This window comes from Thermococcus thioreducens, from assembly GCF_002214545.1.
Classification (GTDB): Archaea; Methanobacteriota_B; Thermococci; order Thermococcales; family Thermococcaceae; genus Thermococcus; species Thermococcus thioreducens.
Genome location: NZ_CP015105.1, coordinates 841118 through 854067, shown reverse-complemented (window position 1 = coordinate 854067; position 12950 = coordinate 841118). Strand labels below are relative to the sequence as shown.

At 51.0% G+C, this 12950-nt stretch carries 14 protein-coding genes; 11 read left to right on the top strand and 3 right to left on the bottom strand.

Annotated features, from left to right (window positions below):
- Positions 1 to 8 precede the first annotated feature (8 nt).
- Positions 9 to 1196: a phosphate ABC transporter substrate-binding protein PstS gene (pstS, locus tag A3L14_RS04630; protein ID WP_394325654.1), complete on the bottom strand. Its 1188-nt coding sequence runs from the start codon at positions 1194 to 1196 to the stop codon at positions 9 to 11.
- Positions 1197 to 1368: 172 nt separating this feature from the next.
- Between pstS and A3L14_RS04625 the strand changes: the two genes are divergently transcribed.
- From A3L14_RS04625 to A3L14_RS04570, 11 genes are all read left to right on the top strand, one after another.
- Positions 1369 to 1719: a prefoldin subunit beta gene (locus tag A3L14_RS04625; RefSeq protein WP_074631253.1), complete on the top strand. Its 351-nt coding sequence runs from the start codon at positions 1369 to 1371 to the stop codon at positions 1717 to 1719.
- Between the two features lie 29 nt (positions 1720 to 1748).
- On the top strand, positions 1749 to 2081 hold the full coding sequence (locus A3L14_RS04620) for a DUF3194 domain-containing protein (RefSeq protein WP_055428603.1): 333 nt from the start codon (positions 1749 to 1751) through the stop codon (positions 2079 to 2081).
- The gene (locus A3L14_RS04615) at positions 2059 to 3042 is read left to right on the top strand and encodes a DHH family phosphoesterase (protein WP_074631254.1); all 984 of its coding nucleotides are present in this window, start codon (positions 2059 to 2061) and stop codon (positions 3040 to 3042) included. Before A3L14_RS04620 ends, A3L14_RS04615 begins: the two co-directional genes overlap by 23 nt.
- A gap of 1 nt (position 3043) precedes the next feature.
- Positions 3044 to 3370: a hypothetical protein gene (locus tag A3L14_RS04610; RefSeq protein WP_055428602.1), complete on the top strand. Its 327-nt coding sequence runs from the start codon at positions 3044 to 3046 to the stop codon at positions 3368 to 3370.
- Between the two features lie 1092 nt (positions 3371 to 4462).
- Positions 4463 to 5188, top strand: coding sequence for a tRNA-binding protein (locus A3L14_RS04600; RefSeq protein ID WP_055428601.1), 726 nt, complete (start codon positions 4463 to 4465; stop codon positions 5186 to 5188).
- 162 nt (positions 5189 to 5350) lie between these two features.
- The gene (locus A3L14_RS04595; RefSeq protein WP_143597784.1) at positions 5351 to 6763 is read left to right on the top strand and encodes a hypothetical protein; all 1413 of its coding nucleotides are present in this window, start codon (positions 5351 to 5353) and stop codon (positions 6761 to 6763) included.
- Between the two features lie 22 nt (positions 6764 to 6785).
- On the top strand, positions 6786 to 7289 hold the full coding sequence (locus tag A3L14_RS04590; protein WP_055428599.1) for a hypothetical protein: 504 nt from the start codon (positions 6786 to 6788) through the stop codon (positions 7287 to 7289).
- A 372-nt stretch (positions 7290 to 7661) separates the two neighbouring features.
- Positions 7662 to 8102 carry a hypothetical protein gene (locus A3L14_RS04585; RefSeq protein WP_055428598.1) on the top strand — a complete coding sequence of 147 codons (441 nt, stop codon included), beginning with the start codon at positions 7662 to 7664 and terminating at the stop codon, positions 8100 to 8102.
- Positions 8103 to 8111: 9 nt separating this feature from the next.
- Positions 8112 to 9185 carry a hypothetical protein gene (locus tag A3L14_RS04580; protein WP_055428597.1) on the top strand — a complete coding sequence of 358 codons (1074 nt, stop codon included), beginning with the start codon at positions 8112 to 8114 and terminating at the stop codon, positions 9183 to 9185.
- Positions 9182 to 9586: a hypothetical protein gene (locus A3L14_RS04575; protein WP_055428596.1), complete on the top strand. Its 405-nt coding sequence runs from the start codon at positions 9182 to 9184 to the stop codon at positions 9584 to 9586. The genes A3L14_RS04580 and A3L14_RS04575 overlap by 4 nt, the downstream gene beginning before the upstream one ends.
- On the top strand, positions 9579 to 10202 hold the full coding sequence (locus A3L14_RS04570) for an ABC transporter ATP-binding protein (protein ID WP_055428595.1): 624 nt from the start codon (positions 9579 to 9581) through the stop codon (positions 10200 to 10202). The genes A3L14_RS04575 and A3L14_RS04570 overlap by 8 nt, the downstream gene beginning before the upstream one ends.
- 2 nt (positions 10203 to 10204) lie before the next feature.
- Here A3L14_RS04570 and A3L14_RS04565 read toward each other — a convergent pair whose 3' ends face one another.
- Together A3L14_RS04565 and A3L14_RS04560 are read right to left on the bottom strand one after the other, a co-directional pair.
- Positions 10205 to 12061, bottom strand: coding sequence for an aldehyde ferredoxin oxidoreductase family protein (locus A3L14_RS04565; RefSeq protein WP_074631256.1), 1857 nt, complete (start codon positions 12059 to 12061; stop codon positions 10205 to 10207).
- Positions 12061 to 12882, bottom strand: a complete 822-nt coding sequence (locus tag A3L14_RS04560; RefSeq protein WP_074631258.1) for an aldo/keto reductase — start codon at positions 12880 to 12882, stop codon at positions 12061 to 12063. The genes A3L14_RS04565 and A3L14_RS04560 overlap by 1 nt, the downstream gene beginning before the upstream one ends.
- Positions 12883 to 12950 lie beyond the last annotated feature (68 nt).

Sequence of the window (12950 nt, the reverse complement as noted above, 5' to 3'; positions counted from 1 at the left end):
GGAAGGGCTCAACCCTCCTGAATCATGTTCACCGCTTTAAGTCCTATCTCGGCAACATCCTTCGGAAGGCCAACGTATCCCGGAGCCAGGTTCTCCGGTTTCTGTCCTTCCGTCAGAACCCACGTTAGGAAGTCCTTGATGGCCTTGGCCTCTTCTTTCGAGTAGTGTTTGCCGTTCTTGTTCTGCCAGACTAGGAGGTGTGTGAAAGCAACTATCGGATAGGAGTTCTCGCCCGGAGCGTTGAGAAGCTGCTTGAGGTCTTCCTTGTAGCCCTCCGTTGGATTGGGTATGAAGGACTTAACTCCAGCAACAGCGGCCTTTATGGTCTCGTCCGTAGGCTTAACGAAGTTCCCCGCCTTGTTCCTGAGGGCAACAACAGGGAGGTTCTCCTCTATGGCAAAGGAAAGCTCCGTGTAAGCTATGCTGTATTTGGTGCTCTTCAGGGCCTGGACAACTCCAGGGTTGCCCTTTCCACCTATCCCCCTGCCAACCTTGTCAACCGGCCAGTCGACCAGCTTGCCCGCACCGACCTTCTCGGCGAACTCCTTGCTGACGAGGCTGAGGTAGGTGGTAAATATGGCTGTGGTTCCACTTGAGTCGCTCCTGTGAACGACGATTATCTTCTCATGCGGGAGGTTTGCGTTGGGGTTGAGAGCCTTTATTGCCGGATCGTCCCAGTACTCTATTTCACCCATGAATATCTTTGCAAGTGTCTCACCATCGAGCCTGAGTTCATCAACGCCAGGAACGTTGTAGGCAACGACAACGGCACCGACTATCTCGGGGAACTGGAGTGGCTGGTCACCAGTTGCGAGGAACTTTTTCCAGGTCGCTTCGGTAACCGGTGGATCAGTTCTGCCTATCTGCGTCAGGCCCTTCATGAAGGCCTCCTGTCCGTGGCCGCTTCCACCACCCTCATATTCAATCTTAACGTTGGGGTGGCTCTTCATGTAGATTTCAATCCACTTCTGGATCTGGTACTGCGGGAAGGTGGCTCCGGTGGTGCGTATGGTTATTACCCTGGTCGAGGTTTGAGTAGTGGGGGAAGATGTTGGGGACGACGTTGGGCTGGAAGAGCTTGTAGGGGAGCTCGTGGTTGTGTTGGTCCTGCTTCCTATACATCCACTGGCGGCAACGGAGACCGCCAGCAGAAAGACCATCAATATGGCCAGCGCCCTTTTCATGGGTTTCACCATGTTTCATGAAACCTCGTTTAAATATAAAGATTGCCGCAGTAGAATATAGTTTTATAACATGAACCAAGTGTTGGCCCATAATCTATATAGATATATAGATTATGGGTTCCCAAACTTTCTTAAACTTCCGCCCTTATTCTAACCCGGCATTACGATTACGGAGGTGTTGGTTATGCAGAACATTCCACCCCAAGTTCAGGCCATGCTCGGCCAGCTTGAGAACTATCAGGGGCAGCTGCAGCTCGTCATCCAGCAGAAGCAGAAGGTTCAGCTTGAGCTCACCGAGGCAAAGAAGGCCCTGGAAGAGCTTGAGAAGGTCGGGGATGGAACGGTCATATACAAGACCGTCGGAACTCTCATCGTGAAGACCGACAAGGCCAAGGCAGTCGAGGAGCTCAAGGAGAAGGTCGAAACGCTGGAGGTTCGCCTCGGCGCCCTTGAGAGGCAGGAAAAGAAGCTCAACGAGAAGCTCAAGGAACTCACCGCGAAGATACAGTCCGCCCTCAGGCCCACGGCGGGCTGACCTCTTCTCTTTCATTTGGAGGGATAGTGATGGACGAGGGAGCCAGCGGAAGGAGGGTTATCCACATAGGCCTGCCCGAGCTGAGCGAGGAGCAGCTCATAGAGGTCGGTGAGATCGCGCAGGAGACGATAATCAAGCACGTCTTTGATGCTCTCAACAGGAGCGACGTCAAGGACATAGAGGTTACCCTGAGGATAAACCGCGGGGAGATCCTCGACCTTGAAATTGAGGTCTACCTTGAGGTTCCGGTATTTGTGAAGGTTGATGTTGAGAAGCTCATCGACGAGGCAGTTGAGAAGGCCTACGATGCTATCGAGAGGAAGCTGAGGGAGATAGCCAATGAGGGGAAAGCTCAAGCTTAAGCGCTTCCTTCAGGGGTCAAAGGACAAATCCTTCCTTCTCCTCTGCCACCACAACGCCGACCCCGATTCCCTTGGCTCGGCGATAGCCTTTGCCCTCTACCTCAAATCCCTGGGCGTTAAAAGCGTGAGAATAGGCGTCGCCCAGAGCGTCTCCTCCTACGCGAAGAGACTGTTAACGCTCTCACCCGTTCCGCTAGAGAAGGACCCCCTTGTTAGGGAAGACGTTGTCATGATCTTCGACACCTCCTCACTGGAACAGCTCGAACCTATCGAGATTCCGCGCGGTAAGACCGTAATCGTCGTAGACCACCACTCAGAAAAGGAGAAGCCGATCAGGGCGAATATATCCGTCGTTGACTCCTCACGCACATCCACGGCCGAGATAGTCTGGGAGCTGTTTAAATATTTTGGCTTCTACGATGAGACAGCTGTTAGAGCACTTCTCGCCGGAATAGTCACCGACACCGCCAACTTCCGCTTTGGGAACGCGAAGACTTTCAAGGCAGTAAGCGAGATGCTGGGGCGTTTTCCGATTCAGATGGGCGAGATTTTCCAGCTCATCGCTCCGGTCAGCGACGAAAACATCGATCAGGCGAAGCGCATGGCCATTCTCAAGGCCTGCCAGAGGCTTGAACTCAAAAAGTTCAGGAAGTATATCATAGCGGTCTCAAAGGTTTCCGCCTACGAGTCCCTGGCATGCAAGACGTTTCTAAACCTCGGCGCGGACATAGCGGTTGTGGGAAGTGAGAAGAAAGGGGTTCGGATTTCCGCGAGGGCCAAGGAGAACCTCGTCAAGAAAGGCCTTCACCTCGGCAAAATCATGGAGAAGGTCGGACCGATTATAGACGGCTCGGGCGGAGGCCATGCCGGCGCCGCCGGGGCGAACGGGAAAAATAACCTTGACGGGGCTATAAAGCTCATCCTGAAGGAGATTGAGAGGTTTTTGAGGGAGGTTGATTGATATGGCAAAGTGCCCGCTCTGCGGTAAACCCCTCGACTGGGGTGAACTGATCGAGCAGATGCTCACCATTGATGACGCGGAGGACATAATGAAAGATCACAAAAAGTTCATGGAGGCCTTCGAGGGCTTCGTCTTCAAGTGTCCTCACTGCGGTGAGGAGTTCTACGGAAGGAACCTTCCAGAAAAAGAGGCCGAAAAGGTTTTCGAGCTCCTCAACGAGTTCAATGGATCAATAGACTGGGAAAACAAAAGGGTTCGCCTTAGGCTCAACAGCCTTTTAGCGCTCGACACGATGCTCGAACAGTGGGATAAAAAGGTCAAGGGATAGCGATAGCCTTTTTTACTTTCGTTCCCTATTTCCAGCGGTTGGTGGTTCTCGTGGAGGCCGTGGAGCTTTACCTTTCAAAAGGCGACTACAGAAGCGCGCTGAGAAACGCGCTGGAAATAGGAGATGAAATACGGCGGCTTCTTGCGTTAACAGAGGTACTGACGGCCTTTCCAAGGGAAGAAGTCCTGAGCCACATGCTGGAGACGCTCGAATCCATAAGCGGAACGCCGGAGAAGGCTTTAGCTTATTCTATCCTCGGCAGGGCCCTCTATACGCTCGACAGGGACAGGGACGCGGAGGCATACTTTGAAAACGCTATAGGTATCGCCGGGAGCATAGACTCCCCGCGGGTTAGAGGGGAGGTCCTGGCAGGGATAGCGAGGAACCTCGTCCTCTCGGACCGCTATAAGGACGGCCTGGAGCTGTTCAGGGAGGCTGTGGAGCTGCTTCAGGCCTCGCGGGGGCTGTCATCGGCGGCAACATCGTCGTTGATAAAGGTCGCCCGGCTAATTGAGAAGAGTGCCGACGAGATACCCAACGAGATGGCCCTTGAGTTCTACGGCTTGGCCAGGGATGTTTACGCCTCGATATTCTTCAAGCTTCAGGCAAAGTACATCGAGGACAAGATGGAGCTGATGAAGGACGTCCTGAAGAGGGGGAAAACAGCAGTAGAGGAGCTCCTTGAGAAGGGGGAGGTAGAGCTTGCTATCTCAATGATGCGCTTCCTCCCGCTTGAGGGAAGAGCAATAGCCATGCTCGAGCTGGCATACTGGCTCTACCTCCACGAGCAGCCGAAGCTCGGCAGGAGGGTCTTCGACGACGCCCTTGAGATAATCTTTGTGGGCAAGTTCAAGCCGACGGACAGGGAGCTGGAGGGAATAGCGAGGCGCTTCCTCCGCATAGGCTTCCTGGAGGAGCCGCTGATCCTGGCCGGCGTTATCAGGGACGATAGAATCGCCTCGGAGCTCCTTGGAGAGGTGGCTCTAGCCTATGCCCGCTGGGGCGATAGGGCTAAGGCCCGTTCGATAGCCGAGGGAATAAGGGACGAAAGCGTTAAGAACCGCGTTTTGGAGGCACTGGAGGGTGAGAGCTATGTGGGACACGAGCAAGGATTACCGCTTACTGGTGGCGGAGAAGGCGGTGGAGCTGTTCCTGAAGACGGTGGAGCACGCGAAGTTCAAGGGGAAGTGGAACAAGAAGGGAGCGATTCAGTTAGCGAAGGAGATGATTCCGGAGATACAGGCGATGAGGTACAGCTACGTGGAGCCGAAGGAATTGATTGAGACACCGCAGATGAAAGCTTTGAAGGAGAAGGCCGGCGGTATAATCGAGGCCCTTGGTGGCGAGGACTGGCACCACAAGTTCATCAGCCTGGCGGATAAGAGCGAGCGCGAAAAGGTCGAGGAGCAGGTGGCCAAAGTCCGCTTCTTCCTGAACACGATACTCGGCCTCGACAAGCGTCTCGCCCTCGGCAAGATAAACGACCCGGTCATCGCGGTGGACATCAAGGTCGGGGAAGTGATGAGCGTCGGCAAGCACCCGAACGCCGACAGGCTTCTGGTTACCAACGTGAACATCGGCGACAGGGCGATAACGGTTGTCACCAACGACCTGACGGTGAAGGAGGGCAACCGCGTGGCAGTGGCTCTGCTCCCGCCGGCCAACTTCCGCGGAATAGTCAGCGAGGGCATGTTCCTCGGTGCCGGAGAAGGCGTCCTGAAAGATGTCAAGGGGGAAATCGGAGGCCTTCCGAAGGGAATCCCGCTGGAGGCATTCAACGAGACGAGAAACCTTGTGGAGGCGTTTTTAAAGGGGTGATTTTTCGCTTTTTGTCCCGATGTATTCAATAGTTTACTCGGTTACTCTTCTTTCTTTTGGCTCGTTCTCGTCGTAAAACTCAACTCCGAATAAATTTATACTCGAAAAAAAAGGAATAGAGACTATAAATAGTAAAAGAAAAAGCTTATATATGCTAATGGTGTGAGAATTATGAAAAACTCTCGGGAGGTGAACTACGTGAGATGGAAGTCTATGTTAGCAGTCCTTTTGGGATTGATGATGACTGGAATGACTGCAGGAACGGCAAGCGCAATATCGCCTCCAATAGGGGAGGAGGGGAAGTTCTTAGTATCTCTAAAGAATAATCATATGCCAAACAGTCCAAGTGAAATCCCATTTTTTAAATATATAGGACTCAATCAAGAATTCAAATTGCTATCAGACGATGGAACAATATTCAACTTGGCTCATGAGCCTACAAACATTAGTATCAAGAGAGATCATGGAGCCACAAAAATTATCAGAAAATATCACTTAGGAAAAATACTCGTTTCAGAAATAATATTTGTTGAGAGGGGTAAACTAAAAACTATTCTTGTCGTTAGTTCCAGAGAAACGACAAATCTAACAATATTGTGGAATGTTTATTCTCCTGTCTTCAGAGATTTTGACACTGTGAACACTAAGCAAGCTCATCCCACCGGAACAATTTCCCCAACGATCATAGGCCAAAGCAATAACATTAGATTTACCTTGTCGTATGGTGAAGTATATTCAAAATTTAAATCCTCAATCATAACTCGGCAAGGCATTTCTCTAACATTTGGGCCATTTAGCATATCCCAACACGAAACACTCAATATTGGAGAGTTTGAGATATCTATTCAAAGAGCCCCTGCTAACAAGATAATCCCTATGGGATATTATTACTACACCCCATCACCGGCTAGGTATCCAATAAAAAGGTATTTCGACATCTACGACCACGATGGCAACGTCGTTGGTAGAGCCGTTGTGGCAATCTACGGAAGCAGAAAAAGAGGAAGCAACTACGCATACCTTGAGGACGGAATGGAAGGATTTACTTCAGTTGGTTATGCAGTAGCTCCCAAATATGGAAAGTTTCATTCACTATACACTAAATTTGAGTTTTGTGGAGGTTATTTGGGTTCTGGATATCCAAATGTTCCGATAGAACTCAATTACGAAGCGTTAGGTGGGCGTCGTACCAGCACACAGTTTATCGATGTTCATAGAACTCTCATAGATCTTGTTTCTAGTTACATTGAAGGGGGTGGGTTTATAGGTATCATGCTCAATGGATTGCTGGCTAGGGATGGCAGTGGGAGAAGTATCAATCTCCTCGAGAGAAGGTACTCTGGCAAATCGATTATAACCTCAAGGTACGTCAGGTTGTATTCTCTTGGGGTGGATGAAATAGGTCAGTACTATACATATACTGTACACCTCCCTTACAATCTAAATGAGGACATGATAAAATTCTGTCTCACAGTAAGGCCAGGAATTGCATTGCCCCACCCGTCTTTACCCACAGATACGTTATATACTAGGGACTACACGATACCCATATGGATATCACTCCAGAGGCCGTGACCATGTTAGGGGGCGGCGTACGATGAACATCAAGGGTTGGGTACGCGCCAACTTCAAGGAACTCCTCGCGGTCTATTTCCTTTATGTTATTCTTTTTAATCTTGTTATTCCGCAGTCGTCTCTGGTATCGGATGGTGGGGGTGTTGAACTTCAGGGGGCAGTCAGATTATTCGTAAAAGGGATGACCTACACGGGATCTCTAAATTGCTGGAATTCAACCAGGGAGTCGGTAAACGGGCCATATCTTATGTGTAGTTTTGCTATCTCAAGAAAGGCCCTGATAAGTCGGGGAATTGTGGTCAAGTTCTCCTCAACTTCATCGGAACCATTTCGCATCGAGGCCGTAAGGGAGGATCTAATAGTAAACGTGCCCCCAAATTTTACGGACACGGCAAAACTTGAGATTACAATTAGGACGTACGATGTGTGGTGGGTAGGTATAGTTGTTCCACACAGTATCAGGGTTGTTTTAGCACTCAACTGTACTGGAACAGAATGCGAGTTAAGTCGTATCGCCAGAAGGTAATGCATGCTTCCGTTCACTTGGAGAATCCTCTTGGTGTGTAGATTAGGTTTGAGCCGGCAAATAGGAGCATCGTCCAGGAAGTAATATCGGAATGCGGGAGGTGTGGAAGGCAAAGGAAAAGAAATAGAAGGGACTAAACCCGTGTCTCATAACGCTTAGGTGTTTTAATGAGGTGATCTTTCACTTTTTGTCCCGATGTATTCAATCGTTTACTCGGTTACTCTTCTTTCTTTTGGCCCATCCCCATCGTAAAACCCAACTCTGAATAGATTTATACCCGAAAAAAAGAAAGATAATCCACTAATAGTAAAAGGAAAAGCTTATATATGCTAACAGTGTGAGAATTATGAAAAACTCTCGGGAGGAGAACCTGTGAAGCTAAGTAAATCTGCCTACTACGTCGTCACGGCACTCCTGTGGTTTATGGCCTTCAGCACAATAAGTGCCTATCTCTCCATGAAGGGTATTGGGCTCCCATGGGTCAAGCAGCTGGCCGAAGGATACCAGGTGAACCTGATCTTTGCCCTGATCATTGGTGGCCTGTTAGGTGCTCTGATTGCCTACGCAGGAGATCACCTTGCTCAGAAACGGAGTAATCCAGCCTATTACTACCTTGGTCCCATTGGGGCAATAATAGTCATCTCACTCACCGTTTTGCTGCTCTACGGTGGTGCCTGCGGCTACTGCAAGAAGGTCGTCTGCTCACCAAATCCTGTGAAGGAGTGCGGAATAAACGCAAGACTTTCATGGACGCTCTTTGAAATCAAGTGCGTCTGTGCAGCGCTCGTGGCGCGTCTCCTCTCGCTCCTGTGAGGTGGGAGTATGATTTTTTCTTATTTTAATGGCCTCTTCCGTAGCCGTTTTTACCTGGCACTTCTCCTTGTTTCTGTCGGGATTGGACTCAAGATTCCGGACTTTAATCTAGATTCTGCTCCTTACGTGCTTATCCTGGTTATCGGCTTCATCTGGGTTTCAGCTCCAATAGTAGACCCCAGAAAGGTTCTTGGAATAAACGATTTCCTGCTGAATTTGCCCCTTGTCAGGGAGAGGCTCTCATTTCTTATGGCTTTGGCACTCTTACCCCTAACCGTTCCGCTTTTCCTCAAGTCCGAGGGTATACTTGTAGTTTTTCTTACCCTGCTATCTATTTTGATCTCGACTTTTCTTATCTTCGACTCGGTTTTTGCAGGTCTAATGCTTCCTCTGGCCTTTGTGTTTCCCTTTCTCCACTGCGTATCCCTGAAGCTCGCTTCTCTCGTCGCACTTACTGGACCGTATTTGATATGGGCCATTAAGACCATTAGCAAGCGACTTGCATTCAGAACGAGCTTTCGGGGTTTCCTGATCGACGGTAGATATGCAATACTGCTTTCCCTTTTGGTCTTTGTATTTGACATATTCTATGAAGGTGAGATGAAGTTTGTGGTTGCCGATTACATTGGCTTTAAAGACCCAGACTTCAATCCAGTATTGTTCATTGCTTTCATTTCCTTATCTCTTGCGTTCATTACAATTCCATACTTCACGTCCTACGGGCTCAGGGAGGGAGACCTCTACACCTCTCACATTCGAGCAATAGTCGGAACTCCCATTCGGCGTAGGGCCACGGCATTTCTCCTTGCCCTTGTCCCGGAACTTCCTGTGCTTGCATACCTAAACCTTCTGGAGCATTTCGCCGTATCCCCTGGAAATGCCCTGAAAATTGTTGGGGCAGGTGCTTTCTTCAACTCGGTTGTCCCAACAGGTAACAACTCTAAGTGGACTAGTTATTCTTTCGTAGCTTACATGGTGGCGGTTCACTTCTTAATCAAAGTGCCGGCTTGGCAGAGCCTTGCCGTGTTTTTTGTGCTCTCAATAGTTCTATATGACATTGATGTTTGGAGGTGCGTAAGATGAGAAAGCTTGCAGTGTTTGGAGAGGTGCTGTCAATTAAACTGCTCTGGCTACCCTTGATATTTGCCCTCCCGATCGCCTCACTCTGCCCAAGTAACGGGAAAAGTTTCCTTCTTTTTGGGGCTGGCATTCCAATAAGCATAGCACTTCATGAGTTCCTTCATGTGTTGCTCCTCCCTTCGGGTAGTTTTTCCCTCCGAAAAGGTGCCTTCATAGCAGTTGAAATAACAGGCAATGTTCCAGCATTTCCATTATTTGTTTCGGCGCTCTTACCGGGACTTGTTCTCGGGAGCGTTGGAGTATTACTACTTCCTCACGATGCGTTAGTTGCTTTTCCTTTTGTAATGCATCTCCTATCGGTTCCACTTGACATAGCAGGAATAGGGGGGATTAGGCTTGGGTGAAAGGATTCTCTCGCTAAGAAATCTAACCTGCGGATACAGAGTCCCTCTGCTTAGTGCTTCATTTGAACTTAAAACCGGCGAGCACCTCGTAATCTACGGCCCCAACGGGACGGGAAAAACTACCCTTCTAAGAACCATAGTAGGGCTTCTCAGACCTATCTCTGGTGAGGTTGAAATACTCGGAAAGAGAGCAAAGAGGGGAAGCCCTATCATGAAGAACGTCTTTTATCTGCCTGAGACCATCGACTTACCAGCCCATCTGCGCGCCAGAGAATACGTTGAGCTTATCTTTGACCTCTATGGAGAAAAACCTGATTTGGCACGAATCCATGAAGGGCTGAACGTTTTAGAACTTGGACCCTTTTATCAGAGGCGCATAGGCAATCTATCGCAGGGTCAGAGAAGAAAGCTTCAGCTCCTCGTCGCCTACACTCTTAAAAGGAAACTAACGGTTCTCGATGACCCTACGATAGGAATTGACAAATCTGGGAGCAATATTGTTAGATACATCGTCAATGTGCTCACCGAGAGTGGGGCAGTTCTAATTACCTCTAGAAATCCAATAGTGGGTTTAAATAATATCTCCATCGAGGAACTCAAGAAAAACGTAGAATAGGACTAAGCTCCCATTCTCTTCTTCACTACCTCCAAAGCCCTCTCGGCATCTTCCTTGAACTCCGGGTAGCCAAGTTCCTCCATGGTTTCGGGCAACGGAACGCCGAGTTCCTCGTGCCAGCCTCTGAGCCTGTAGAACTCCCTCCTCGCCTCAAGGAAATCGTTGTAGTCTATGAAGGCCTTATTGCCCTTTGCAGGACCTTCTGGCTCTGGCTCCCACCAGCGTGGTGGTATGGTGTCGTCCATCGGCGGGGTTACCCAGTCGAGGGCGTCGTGTATCCTGGCAATGCTCTCCACTGCCTGAGCGACATTTCTGAGCTTCTCAACGGTCCACTCCTCGCCGGTCGCGAGTGAGTAGAGCCTGGCTAACTCCTCCATCTTGTAGGGGACGAACTTACATGTTCCGAGCATGTCTGTGATGTAGCTCTCGTCCCTGCCCTCTATCATCGAGGGCACCAGTTCCTTTGCCGGCCCCTGATTCGGGAGCTGGTGGGGCCTCGGCCAGCCGCGGAGGTGGCTCGCACCAACGTCGGCTGTTGCATAGCTCAGGGCGTAGGTTCTCCTTCCGCGCGGGTCCCAGGCTGGGCTCTCCATGCCCTTCACGTGTACTGCGAACTCGCAGCCCCTGCCGAGCCTCTCACAGGCGCGCTTAACACCGTCCGCCAGAACTGCACCGATGCCCTTACGCTCGGCCATCAGCTTGATAAGCTTTTCCTCAGCCTCCTCGTCGCCGAAGCCCTTCACAGGGAAGCCGATTTCCTCCTCAGTGAGCAGGCCCTTCTCGACCATCTCGAAGAACCACCCTATCGTGGCCCCTGTCGCTATGCTGTCCAGCCCGAGGTCGTTCACGAGCCAGTTAAAGTAAGCCACCGCAGGGAAGTTGAAGACGCCGGTTGCAGCGCCGAGCATCGCTATGCTCTCGTATTCGGGCTTGACGCGGATTTTCCTACCTTTGTATTCCACCTCGACGTAGCGGGCGCACTTAATCGGACAGCTCTTGCCGTGGACGAACCACTCCGGCTCAGCTTCATACTTCTTGACCTCGTCTCCGGCCAACTTGCTCGCCAGCTCGTCCGGGATGTAGGGCCTTGAGAAGTTGTAGGCCGGACTCATTCCAAGCGAGGCGGCGCTCCTTAAGGCATCGGTCGTCCCGTAGTTCCTTGTGTGCTCGTATTTCGGATTTGTGGCAAACTCGTTGTAGAACTCCATCCAGAGTTTCTGGAACTCCTCGGGGTTGGCCACCTTGGGCTTTTCGCCCGGCTCAACTACAACTGCTTTGACCTTCTTGCTCCCCAGAACTGCCCCCAAACCGCCCCTTCCGCTCGCCCTTTCGGTGTCGTAGATAACGTTGGCTATCCTGCTCAGCCTCTCTCCGGCGGGGCCTATCAGGGCCATGCTCGCCTTCGGGTGTTCCTTCCAGAGCCTTCTGGCGACCTCATAGTTGCCCTTTCCCCAGAGGTGCTCCGCAGACAGAATCTCAACTTTTCCATCGTGGACGTAGAGGTAAACCGGCTCCTCTGCCTTTCCCTCGATGATAAGAGCATCGAAGTGCCCCTTCAGTTTCGGGCCGAAGGCGTCTCCACCGCTGGAATCACTTATGAGCTTGGTCTCGGGACTCTTGCTCACAGCTATGACCTTGCTTGAGCCAGGTACGAGGCCGGTTAATCCACCCGGGGCAAAGACGAATTTGTTGGCTTCGCTCAACGGCTCAGTTCCCGGAGGAACCTCGCGATAAATCAGGTAGTAGCCCAGGCCCTTTCCCCCGATGAACTTTCTTATTATCTCATCGGGCAGTTCCTCGTAGGTTACCTTTCCCGCTGTCAGGTTCACCCTTGCGAGCCTGTTGTGGTAGGCAAACATCAGACGCACCCCCTTGCCTTTTCCCTATCCTCCTTTGAAAGCCTCCAGCCCATGGCCCCGGCGTTCTCCTCAATGTGCTCCTTCCTCCCGGCCTTGGGTATTGCCACGACGTTTTCCTCCCAGATGAGGTAGTTCAAAGCCACCTGGGCTGCGGTCTTACCGTAGGGTTTTCCAATCTCGGCCAGACAGGGGTTCCTCGCGAGGGAGCCCTTTTCTAGGGGGGTGTATGCCATAAGAGCTATTCCCTCGCGCTTCATGTAGTCGAGCAGGCCGCTCGTTTCAGGCCATCTATCGCGGAGCGAGTACTTCACCTGGTTGGCCACTATCCCGTACTTTCTCATTGCCTCCTGGGAGCGTTTGAAGAGCTCAAGGTCGAAGTTGCTGACGCCGATGTAGCGGATTAGCCCTTCATCAACAAGCTCTTCTAACGCGTGAAGTGTCTCCTCTATCCTCTCAAAGTTGTCAACAGGCCAGTGAAGAAGGTAGAGGTCTATGTACGTGCCGAGCCTCCTTGCACTCGCCCGTGCGGCTTTCTTTGCGCTCTCATAGCCGAAGTGCGTGGGCCACACCTTGCTGACGATGAAGAGTTCTTCACGCTCGAAGCCTTGAATTGCCTTTCCGACGAGCTCCTCACTGTGGCCTTTACCATAGAACTCGGCCGTGTCTATTAGGTTTATCCCGAGCTCAATGCCGTACTTCAGGGCCTCAACGCTCTCCCTGTCGCGTGAGTGGTCGGGACTTTCTTTTCCACCTATGCCCCATGTCCCCATTCCCACAGCGGTAACTTTGTCCCCGCCTATTTTTTTCACGTCCCGTCTCATTGGGCACACCTGATGGGATTGGGTTTCGAACTAATTAAAGTTTACGTCTAAACGCTAAGATGGCAGAC